The following is a 10,700-nucleotide window of genomic DNA, read 5'->3' on the forward strand; positions in this document are numbered from 1 at the left end:
AACCTTGCCGACGGCACGGCCGTCGGCGACCAGCCGGAGCGCCGCGACCGTGTCGTCCAACGGCAGTGCGGCCCCGATGTGCGGGACCACGCGACCTCCGGTGAGGAGATCACGCAATTCTGCTTCGCCACTGGCGAATTCGTCCTTCGGCAGATCCTGGAACTGGAACCCGAGGATCTGCACACCCTTCACGAGCACGAGGTTCAACGGAATTCGCGGGATCGTGCCCGATGCATAACCGACCGTGACGAACCGGCCGCCGCGGCGCAGCGCCCGCAGCGCCGTCTCCGATAGATCGCCGCCGACCGGATCGACGACCGCGTGCGCACCCTCGGGCAGGGCACTGCGCAGCGCGGCCCGCACGTCGTCCGTGCGGTGATCGACGAGGTGCCGGGCCCCGTACGACGCTGCGACCGCGAGTTTTTCGCGCGACGACGCGACCGCGGTCACCGTCGCACCGAGCAGCACGGCGAGTTGCACCGCGGCCAGTCCGACACCGCCGCCGGCGCCGAGCACGATCACGTCGTCGCCGGGACGTACCCGGGCGACCGACCGCAAGGTGTGGAAGGCGGTGCGGTGTGCCACCCCGAACGCTGCGGCGACGCGTGCGTCGATCCCGGCGGGAACCGTCGACAACGACCGCGCGTTCGCGACGACCTCCTCCGCGAACGCACCGACCAATCCGGTCCCGGTGACCAGGTCGCCGACCACGACCTCGGTCACCCCGTCGGCGACTTCCTCGACGACACCGGCGAATTCGCTACCGGGAACGAACGGGGGAGGCACGCTGATCTGGTACTTGTCGGCGACGAGCAGCACGTCGGGGAAGTTGACGGCTGCCGCGGCGACCCGGATACGCGCCTGGCCCGCGCCCAGGGTGGGCGCGGGCACCGACTCGATCCGTACGACCTCGGGCGGCCCGTACGACGGGCAGACGGCGGCACGCATGCGTCACCGTCCCTGCCAGGTCGGGGTGCGCTTCTCGACGAATGCCGTCGCGCCTTCCTTCGCATCCGCGCTGGAGAACACGATGGACTGCCATTCGCTCAGCCGGGCCGCGGCGAGGGCCGGATCGGACACCGTGAGCCGCACCAGTTCCTTGCAGGCCGCGAGGCCGAGCGGTGCGTTCGCCGCGATCTTCGCGGCGTACCCGAGCGCGGTGCCGAGGACCTGCTCCGGGGCGACCACGGCGTTGACGAGACCGAGTTCGTAGCCGCGGGCCGCGGTGATCGGGTCTCCCGTCAACGTCATCTCCAGCGCGACACCCACCGGAATCCTGGTGCCGAGGCCGGTGCCGCCACCACCGGGGAAGAGTCCCCGCTTGACTTCGGGCAGAGCGAATTTCGCGTCGACGGACGCGACGACGATGTCGCAGCCGAGGAGCAGCTCCAGACCGCCGCCGATCGCGGCACCGTTGACCGCACCGACCACCGGGACCCCGAGCTCCCCGCTGGACAGCCGGCGATAGGCGTCGGCGTCGTCCGGGTTGTCGAACCCGACCGAGCCTCCCTCGGCGAACACACGCAGATCCATGCCGGAGCAGAACGCGCGGTCGCCGGAGCCGGTGAGGACGATCGCCCGGATCTCCGGATCGTTCTCGGCCTCGCGCGCGGCGGCGCCGAGGCCGCGCATCATCGGACCGGTCAGGGCGTTGCGGGCCTCGGGACGGTCGAGGCGCAGGACAAGGATCTGCCCGCGCCTCTCCGTGACGAGGCCGTCGTATCCGCCGGTCATCCCTTGTAGTCCGTCGATTCGGCGAGTTCCGCCGCCGACTTCATGAGGTTGACGATGACCGGACCGTACGACTGCAGTTTGACGTCGTCGCCCGCCCGCTGGAAGCCCTGTTCGAGGACGATCGCGAGCTTCCACTTCGCCAGCACGAGGTAGTAGTCGAGGTCGTCGACCTGACGGCCGGAGACGTCGGCGTAGTGCGCGAGCATCTGCGAGCGGTTCGGCATCCCGGTCAAATCGACGTAGCTGACCGCGCTGTCCTCGATGGCGTTCGTGTCCTCGGGCCAGTTCATGAGCATCCAGCCGAGGTCGAGCTTGGGATCACCGACTGTGCCCATCTCCCAGTCGACGAGTGCCGCGAGCTTCGCGGGTGCACCGTTGCGGTACATCACGTTCGCGAACTGGTAGTCACCGTGCATCAGACCCGGGACGTAGTCGAGCGGACGGTGGGTCTGCAGCCACTTGGTGGCGACATCCATGCCTTCGATCTCGCGCGCCTTGATCCGTTCGAAGAATCGGGTCCAGCGGTCGACCTGCCGATCGTGGAAGCCTTCGGGCCGGCCGAGATCCTGCAGTCCCTGCGCTTTCCAGTCGACCTTCGAGAGTAGGGCGATGCCCTCGGCGAGCTGGTAGGCCAGTCCTTTTCGCGCCTCGACGTCGGTGTCGAACGGCGCGGGCCAGGTACCACGGTGGTCCATTGGTGACCAGCCGTCGACGTACCCCATGAGATAGAAGGTGCGCCCGAGTACCGACGTGTCCTCGCACGCGGCCACGGCTTTCGTGTGCGGGACGTCGGTGCCGTCCAGCGCCTGGATGATGCGCCACTCGCGCATGATTCCGCTGTCGCGGTCGGCGGGCGCGCCGGCCGGAGGGATACGGATGACGCACGTGAAGTCGTCACGCGTGAGCTTGTAGATCTCGTTCTGGGTTCCGCCGGACAGGTACTCGGCCTCGAGCGGGGCTCCCTTGCCGGGCAGGCCCTGCTCGTCCATCCAGGCGGCGAGGCGTTCGGTGTCGATCACAGGTTCCCCACTTCGAGTTCGAGGTAGTCGGCGAATTTCGCCCGGGCGGCTTCTTGCTTCTTCGGGATCCACTCCGACGGCCACATGTCGTCGATCGGCTTGTAGTCGCGCAGAACCTGCTTGGCGACGGTCGTCTTGTGCACCTCGGTCGGTCCGTCGGCCAGACCCATCACCGCGGCGCCGTGGATCATCCGGAAGAACGGCATCTCGTTGGTGACGCCGAGGGCACCGTGCACCTGCATTGCGCGCCAAGCGATGTCGTGCAGCACGGTGGGCATCACGATCTTCGCGGTCGCGATGTCCTTGCGCACCTTCTTGTAGTCGTTGTACTTGTCGATCTTCCACGCGGTGTTGAGCACGAACAGCCGGAACTGGGTGAGCTGCGCGTAGGAATCGGCGATGTAACCCTGCACGGTCTGCTTGTCGGCGAGGCGGCTGCCGGCCGTCTCGCGGCTCAGGGCGCGCTCGCACATCATGTCGATCGCCTTCTGTGCCAAGCCGATCGTGCGCATGGCGTGGTGGATACGGCCGCCGCCGAGGCGCACCTGAGCGGCCGCGAACGCCCCGCCCTCCTCGCCGAGCATCGCGTCGGCGGGGACCCGCACGTTGTTGTAGTGGATCAGTGCGTGGGTGCCCTCGTTCATCGGTTCGCCGTACAGCCCGACGTTGCGGACGATCTCGACACCCGGGGTGTCCGTGGGGACGAGGAACATCGACGTTCCCTTGTGCACCGGGACGTCGGGATCCGTCACGACCATCACGATGAGGAACTCGGCGGTCCGGGCGTTGGAGGAGAAGTACTTCCAGCCGTTGATCACCCAGTGGTCGCCGTCCTTGACGGCCCGGGTCCGGAACTGTGCCGGGTCGGCCCCGCCCTGCGGTTCGGTCATCGAGTACGAGGAGAACACCTCGCCGTCGAGCAGCGGCTGCAGGTAGCGCTCCTTCTGCTCGGGAGTGCCGTAGTGAGCGATGATCTCGGCGTTGCCGGTGTCCGGTGCCTGGCAGCCGAACACGATCGGCGCCCAGCTCGATCGGCCGAGGATCTCGTTGAGCAGCGCGAGCTTCAGCTGGCCGTAGCCCTGACCGCCGAGTTCCGGCCCGAGGTGCGTCGCCCACAGACCCTGTTTCCGGACCTCCTGTTTCAGCGGATCGATCGCCTTGCGCCGGGCGCCGTCGAGCGGAACGAACTGTTCGTGTTCCCACACCAGATCGAGGGGTTCGACCTCTTCACGCACGAACGCGTCGGCCCAGTCGAGTTTCGCCTGGTACTCGGGGTCGGTTTCGAAATCCCATGCCATTGCGTCTCCTCTCCACGAGTGAGAATATGACTCTTGCAATCAAGAATGCAATTCTGAGACGGGAAACAGCACTGCACAGACGGTGTGCGGAAAGGCGAGCGATGAAGGCCGAAGACCTGTTCCACCTGGGCATCGTGGCGGACGACCCGGAGGCGACCCGCGAGGAGTTCACGGCGCTCCTCGGATACGAGTGGGGACCGGAGGTCGGCGGCGCGGTGCCCGTGACGCTTCCCGCCGGCGACCGCACGGTCGAGCTGCGGTGCGCCTACTCGATCACCGAACCCCGCCTCGAGGTCGTGCGCAGCGTCCCGGGAACGTTGTGGGAGGCCGGCGGCGGAATCCATCACGCCGGATACTGGTCCGACGACGTCGCGGCCGACGCCGCGGCGCTGGTCGCGCGGGGATTCGTCACCGAGGCCACCCGCGCCGGGTCCGACGGAGGCCTGTTCTTCGCGTTCCTCCGCGGAACGACCGGACTGCGGATCGAACTCGTCACCCGCGTCGCGGAGCAGGGTCTGCAGCGATGCTGGGGGGCCGGCGCATGACCACGGTGGGCGTCGTGACCGGCGCGGGCCGGGGAATGGGGTACGCCTGCGCGCAACGGCTTTCCGGGACGGTCGATGTCCTGCTGCTCGCCGACCGGGATGCCGCGACCGTTGCCACCGCCGCCGAAGCACTGGCCCCCGCGGGTGCGGTGGAGCCGATCGTCCTCGACATCACCGACGGCGATGCGCTCGCCCGCCTCGCCGATCGGGTGTCCGAACTCGGCACGCTGCGCGCGGTGGCGCACGCGGCGGGGATCTCGCCGACGATGGCGGACTGGCGGCAGATCTTCACCGTCGATCTCGTCGCGACCGCGATGCTGGCCGAAACGTTGCGTCCGCTCGCCACGGCCGGGACCGCGACCGTGTGCTTCGCGTCGATGGCGGGGTCGATGGCGCAATCGGGACTGACACCCGAGGTCGCCGAGGTGCTCGACGATCCGCTCGGCGCCCGGTTCCTGGACCGGATCCGCGACGCGGCGGGTCCGACCGTCGAGCACAGCGGCGCCGCATACGCGCTGGCCAAGCTCGGCGTGCAGCGGTTCGTGCGCCGCGAGGCGGTGCGGCTCGGTCCGCGCGGGGCCCGGATCTGCTCGGTCTCGCCGGGCATCATCGACACCCCGCAGGGGCGGCAGGAAGCGGAGCACAACCCCCGGATGGGCGGATTCGTGCAGCAGACCCCGCTGGGCAGGACGGGTCGTGCGGACGAGGTCGCGGCCGTGGTAGCGTTCGCGCTCTCGGATGACGCGGGCTTCCTGAGCGGCACAGATCTTCTCGTCGACGGAGGCGTGTGCGCCGCGATGAGCACCTAGAACAGGGATGACCATGACGGAACCGGCCGACGACCTTGCCCACCGGATCGCGCAGCGCACGCTCGCGAAACGAGGGGACAACTACGCCAACGAGGTTCGCAGTCTCCTCGACGCGGCCGTGGTGGTGATGAAGAAGTCCGGCACCGCCTCGCGTGCGCGGGTCGCGGACATCGTCGCCGAATCCGGCCTGTCGAACGATGCCTTCTACCGGCACTTCCGGTCGAAGGACGCACTCGTCGCCGCGATCCTCGAGGACGGCACCGCGCGCCTGCGCGACTACGTCGCCCATCAGATGAGCAAGGAAACCACGCCCGAGGGACAGGTCCGGCGCTGGGTCGAGGGCGTGATGTCGCAGGGCGCCGACGACGTCGGAGCGGCCACCCGGGCGGTGCTGTGGAACACGGCCGGCCTGGGGGAGTACAGCGAGTCCGGTCCGCCTTCGCCCAGCGGCCCACTCGCGGGGCTGCTGCACGCACCCTTCGCCGAATTGGGCAGTGCGGACCCGCAGTTCGATGCGAACCTGGCCGCACACGCGACGATCGGCGTGCTCGTCGATCACCTCTGGCGACGGGTCGTGCCGGCTCCCGATGACATCGAGCGGATCACCGCGTTCTGCCTGCGTGCCGCGGCCTCCGGCCGTTGAACTACACAGTGTCCGGACGCTGAACTACGCGGGGTCGGAGGGTGCGTCCGGCCGCAGGCTGCGAAGGAAGATCTCCACGGCCATCGCCGTGTGCCGTTCCTGTTCCTCCTCGCTGCGGAGAATGCCGAACGAGGCGAGCCGGGAGGGCGCACCGGTCGCCATGCCGAGGAAGTGCTCGGCGAGCACGTCCGGATCGTCGGCCTGGATCGCGCCGGTCGCGGCGTGCCGTCGCAGCAGGTCGGCGACGAGTTGCCGGCGCGGCCAGAATCCCGTGCCGTACGTGCGCCGGGCGAGGTCGGGATAGCGCGACGCGTGCGCGATGGCGATCTGCTCGAGCTTGATCATCGAGGGATCGAGCGCGCGGCGCAGCGCAGCCTGGGCGATCGCGGTCAGCGCGCCCGGAAGGTCGTCCAGGTCCGGGTCTTCCGGTTCGGGGACGGGCCAGTTCGGCCGCTGGATCGCCCATCCGAGTACGGACCGGAAGACGTCCTCCTTGGTAGGGAACCGGGCGTACAGCGTCGGCTTGGTGGTGCCGGCCTCGGCGGCGATGGCGTTCATGGACGTGCCCTCGTAGCCGTGTTCGAGGAACAGCTTCAGCGCCGCTTCGCGGACGGCCTGGTCGAGTTGGGATGCCTGCTCTCGGGTGGGGCGCCCGCCGCGTCGTGGTGCGGCGGAACCGTCGGGCTTCTGCGATGTCATGAAACGAAGTGTGCCAGGCGATTCCGCTATGGACATTTAACTTGACCGGCGGGTAAAGTTACCGCAGCGAATCCCCCAACGGCCGGAGGCCCACATGTCCGAGACGACCATGCAGCGGGACGTCATCGCCACGCTCGATTCCCATTTCCAGCAGCGCAAGCAGCAGGTCCCGTTGCTGGCGCAGCGCGCCGAGGCGGAGGGCATCACGCAGATCACCTCCCGTGAGGACATGGTCCCGCTGCTCTTCCCCCACACGACGTACAAGAGCTACCCGGAATCCCTGATCGCGAAAGGACAGTGGGCCACCATGAATCGGTGGCTCGACTCCGTGTCGGCCCACCGGGTCACCGACGTCGACGTCTCGGGCGTCACGGACGTGGACGGCTGGATCGAGGCACTCGAAGCCGCCGGCCACCTCGTGTCCAGCTCGAGCGGCACCAGCGGAAAAGGATCGTTCCTCAACAAGTCCCGGCGTGACCGTGAAGCCAACATGCAGAACATGATCGACGGCCTGACCGAGATGGGACTGCCGCCGGAGCGGACCTGGCACGTCATCCCCGTCGGCCCCGACACCGGTCAGAGCGCGCACGTCGCGATGCGCGACATGATCATCGACAAATACCGCCGGCCCGACGGCATCCCGCTGTTCGAGGGCACCCCGCCGACCGGCCATCACCGCTACATGGCACGGCTACAGGCGATGCGCCGGGCCATGGCGGACGGCACGGCCGCACCCGACGAGATCGCCGCGTTCGAGGCCGAGGCCCAGGCGCGCGCAGCGGAACAGGAACGCCGGTTGCACCACTGGGCCGACCACATCCTGGCCCGTCCCGACGAGCGAGTCTTCTTCAACTCCCAGTTCACCCAGCTGTTCCGGCTCGTCGAGATCCTGCGGGAGAAGGGCGCCCGGGACGGCGACATCACCGGGGCGAACGCACTGACCGTCGGCGGCGGCCTCAAGGGCAACACCCTGCCCGACGACTACCAGGAACAGATCTTCCGGATGCTGAACATCGCCCCGGAACGCTTCTTCCACTACTACTCGATGCAGGAACTCAACCTCCGCATGCCGCGGTGCCTCGGCGGGCGCTACCACGTACCCGACGAGATCGTTCTGTTCGTGCTCGACAAGGACGGCACGAAGCTCGCCGAACCGGAGGGCGACACCGTCACCGGTCGCGCCGCATTCTTCGACACGACGGTCGACGGACGCTGGGGCGGAACGATCTCCGGTGACCGCATCACCGTCGACCTCCGCGACTGCCCGTGCGGACGCAGCGGCCCGACCGTCCTGCCCGACATCGCCCGCTTCACGGACCTCGGCGACGACGACAAGATCACGTGCGCCGGCACCATGGACGCCTACGTCCGCGGGTTCATCGAGGAATGAGACGACCATGACCGCAACCACTTCCGCGCCTGCCACGTCCAAGATCCGGGTGCCCCACTTCGTCCGGGGCGAACTCGTCTGGGGCGAGGACAGCGAATACCTCTCCCGCGACTTCGGTGTTCCGTTCGTGACACCGAAACTCGAATACAACGGCCTGTTCGCCCCGCGATCGGAGATCGGCCCCGCGTTCGACGTCCCGATTTCGGAGATCATCGACTTCCTCGTCGAAACCGCGCAGTACCTGACCCTCGACAAGAACGAATACCTGCAGGAATCACTCGAGATGACCGTGCAGGTCAGTGCGCTTCCGCGGCGCATCATCGAGAACACCTTCGCGCGTCCGGGTCAGTTCCTGACGAGGCAGGCACTCGAATACCGGCTCGAGCGCACCTTCGGCAGCCTCGACGTCCTCGACGGCTGGTCCGAACGCACCGACCCGAACGGCAACGTCAGCCGGGTGCGGGCGTTCCCGCCGCGACTGGTCCACATGATGGCCGGCAACTCGCCGAGCGCCGCGATGACCACCATCGCCGATGCTGCACTGACCAAGGGCGTCAACCTGTTCAAGATGCCCTCGGCCGACCCGTTCACCACCGTCGCCGTGCTCCGCACCATGGCTGACATCGCGCCCGGCCATCCGGTGCTCCGGTCGATGTCGGCGGTGTACTGGCGCGGCGGCGACGAGAAGGTCGAGAACATCCTCTACCGCTCCCAGTACTTCGACAAACTCGTCGCCTGGGGTGGCGGTTCCGCGATCGAGAACGCCGCCAAGTACGCGGGACCGGGATTCCAGCTGATCTCGTTCGACCCCAAGGTGTCGATGTCGATCGTCGGCCGCGAGGCCTTCGAATCCGACGAGACGCTGCGCGAGGTCGCCGAACTGGCGGCCCGCGACGCCACGATCTTCAACCAGGACGCGTGCCTCGCGGCCCGGCACATCTGCGTCGAGGGCGACGTCGAACAGACGGACCGCTTCTGCGCCCTGCTGCACGAGCGGCTCGGTGTGGACCGCGATTTCGCGGAAGCCGTCGGTCCGAAACCCAACGCGGAGATCCGGGACGCGGTCGAGGGAATGCGCTTCCTCGAACCGCATTACCGCGTGTGGGGCACGTTCGACGGCAGCGGCCTCGTGGTCCGCTCGCCGGAAATGGTGGACTTCCACCCGACGAACAAGACCGTCAACGTCATTCCGGTCCAGGACATGCGCGACGCCGCATCCTATGCGACGGTCGCCACCCAGACGGTCGGCGTCTACCCGGCCCACCGCAAGACCGAGGTGCGCGACCTGCTCGCCACAGCCGGCGTCCAGCGCATCGTCCGCCTCGGCAGCGCACTCACCGGCAGCATGGGCAGCCCCCACGACGGCATGTACCCGCTGCACCGCTTCGTGAACTGGGTGGTGGACGACGATGCTTGAACCCAAGCCTATGGCGTTGCGGGTCCTGGGCCGATCCGGAATCCGCGTGAGCGAATTCTGCCTGGGCGCGATGACCTTCGGAACCGACTGGGGTTTCGGTGCCGACGAGGAGACCTCCCGCGCGGTCTACCGGGAATACCGGGAGGCCGGCGGGAACTTCGTCGACACCGCGAACAACTACACCGACGGAGCGAGCGAGGAGATCCTCGGCCGGCTCGTCGCCGGGGAGCGCGACTCCGTCGTCCTGAGTACGAAATACACGCTGTGCACGGATCCGGACAATCCGAACTCCGGTGGCAACCATCGGAAGAGCCTGCGCCGCAGCGTCGAGACCAGCCTGCGGCGACTCGGCACCGACTACATCGACCTGCTGTGGGTGCACGCGTGGGACCGGTTCACCCCCGTCGACGAGACACTGCGCGCGCTCGATGATCTGGTGCGTTTCGGCAAGGTTCTCGCGATCGGGGTGACCAACACGCCGGCATGGGTGGTCGCGCGGTCCGCAGCGATCGCGGAGCTGCGCGGGTGGACCTCGTTCTGCGCCCTGCAGGTCGAATACTCCCTCGTCACAAGGACAGCCGAACGGGAACTGCTCCCCATGGCGCAGTCCCACGACCTCGCGATGTGCGCGTGGAGCCCTCTCGCGCGGGGACTGCTCGCCCGGGAACTCACTCCCGAACGGGAGGAGAAGCTCGCGCCGGTCGTGCGCCGCGCCCGCGACACGGCACGGGAGATCGCCGCGGAACTGGGCACCACCCCGGCACGCGTCGCAATCGCCTGGGTGCGCAGCCGCGGACTGCTCCCGTCGATCGGGGCACGCACCGTGGAACAGTTGCGGGACAACATCGGAGCGCTCGCCGTCGATCTCGAGGACGACCATCTCACCCGTCTCGACGACGCCACCCGGATCCGTCTAGGCTACCCCCACGACTTCCTGGACGGCCTGTACGAGAGGCGCACTCTGCCCCCGCCGGTCGCCCCGCGCGACACCCCGGCAACCCCGGGACCCGCGCGGCTCCGAACCTGACGTCACGAAGGGCTGTGAGCTCGATGGACACACTCGACCACTGGATCGCCGGGGCACCGGCCGCGGCGTCGACCGGTGACACCCTGCCGGTCACCGACCCGACGACCGGGCGCGTCACG

11 protein-coding genes are annotated in these 10,700 nt (G+C 68.3%); 6 read left to right on the forward strand and 5 right to left on the reverse strand.

Going from position 1 to position 10,700, the window contains the following annotated elements; genetic code table 11:
- From I0Q12_RS30210 to I0Q12_RS30225, 4 genes are all read right to left on the reverse strand, one after another.
- Positions 1 to 948, reverse strand: a 948-nt coding sequence (locus tag I0Q12_RS30210) for an NADPH:quinone oxidoreductase family protein (RefSeq protein WP_197257526.1), incomplete at its 3' end; no start/stop codon positions are given.
- Between the two features lie 3 nt (positions 949 to 951).
- Entirely contained in the window at positions 952 to 1,734 is a 783-nt protein-coding gene (locus tag I0Q12_RS30215) for an enoyl-CoA hydratase/isomerase family protein (protein ID WP_197257528.1), read from the reverse strand.
- The gene (locus I0Q12_RS30220; protein ID WP_307846644.1) at positions 1,731 to 2,753 is read right to left on the reverse strand and encodes a phosphotransferase family protein; all 1,023 of its coding nucleotides are present in this window, start codon (positions 2,751 to 2,753) and stop codon (positions 1,731 to 1,733) included. The genes I0Q12_RS30215 and I0Q12_RS30220 overlap by 4 nt, the downstream gene beginning before the upstream one ends.
- A complete protein-coding gene (locus I0Q12_RS30225; protein ID WP_197257530.1) occupies positions 2,750 to 4,051 on the reverse strand; it encodes an acyl-CoA dehydrogenase family protein in 1,302 nt (433 codons plus the stop codon). Before I0Q12_RS30225 ends, I0Q12_RS30220 begins: the two co-directional genes overlap by 4 nt.
- Before the next feature lie 101 nt (positions 4,052 to 4,152).
- Here I0Q12_RS30225 and I0Q12_RS30230 point away from each other — a divergent pair, with 101 nt between their 5' ends.
- The 3 genes from I0Q12_RS30230 to I0Q12_RS30240 are packed head-to-tail and all read left to right on the forward strand — an operon-like array spanning position 4,153 to position 6,048.
- A complete protein-coding gene (locus tag I0Q12_RS30230) occupies positions 4,153 to 4,596 on the forward strand; it encodes a VOC family protein (RefSeq protein WP_197257532.1) in 444 nt (147 codons plus the stop codon).
- A complete protein-coding gene (locus I0Q12_RS30235) occupies positions 4,593 to 5,405 on the forward strand; it encodes an SDR family oxidoreductase (RefSeq protein WP_197257534.1) in 813 nt (270 codons plus the stop codon). Before I0Q12_RS30230 ends, I0Q12_RS30235 begins: the two co-directional genes overlap by 4 nt.
- A gap of 13 nt (positions 5,406 to 5,418) precedes the next feature.
- A complete protein-coding gene (locus I0Q12_RS30240) occupies positions 5,419 to 6,048 on the forward strand; it encodes a TetR/AcrR family transcriptional regulator (protein WP_197257536.1) in 630 nt (209 codons plus the stop codon).
- 24 nt (positions 6,049 to 6,072) lie between these two features.
- On the opposite strand, the gene I0Q12_RS30245 is transcribed toward I0Q12_RS30240, so the two are convergent.
- Positions 6,073 to 6,747, reverse strand: a complete 675-nt coding sequence (locus I0Q12_RS30245; protein ID WP_197257538.1) for a TetR/AcrR family transcriptional regulator — start codon at positions 6,745 to 6,747, stop codon at positions 6,073 to 6,075.
- A gap of 94 nt (positions 6,748 to 6,841) precedes the next feature.
- On the opposite strand from I0Q12_RS30245, the gene I0Q12_RS30250 reads away from it, so the two are divergent.
- Genes I0Q12_RS30250 through I0Q12_RS30260 form a run of 3 tightly spaced genes read left to right on the forward strand, consistent with a single transcriptional unit; the run spans position 6,842 to position 10,581 of the window.
- Positions 6,842 to 8,137, forward strand: a complete 1,296-nt coding sequence (locus I0Q12_RS30250) for a hypothetical protein (RefSeq protein ID WP_197257540.1) — start codon at positions 6,842 to 6,844, stop codon at positions 8,135 to 8,137.
- 7 nt (positions 8,138 to 8,144) lie between these two features.
- Entirely contained in the window at positions 8,145 to 9,554 is a 1,410-nt protein-coding gene (locus I0Q12_RS30255) for an acyl-CoA reductase (RefSeq protein WP_197257542.1), read from the forward strand.
- The gene (locus I0Q12_RS30260) at positions 9,547 to 10,581 is read left to right on the forward strand and encodes an aldo/keto reductase (RefSeq protein ID WP_231611730.1); all 1,035 of its coding nucleotides are present in this window, start codon (positions 9,547 to 9,549) and stop codon (positions 10,579 to 10,581) included. Before I0Q12_RS30255 ends, I0Q12_RS30260 begins: the two co-directional genes overlap by 8 nt.
- Positions 10,582 to 10,700: the final 119 nt, after the last annotated feature.

This window comes from Rhodococcus sp. CX (genome assembly GCF_015865005.1).
GTDB lineage: Bacteria > Actinomycetota > Actinomycetes > Mycobacteriales > Mycobacteriaceae > Rhodococcus.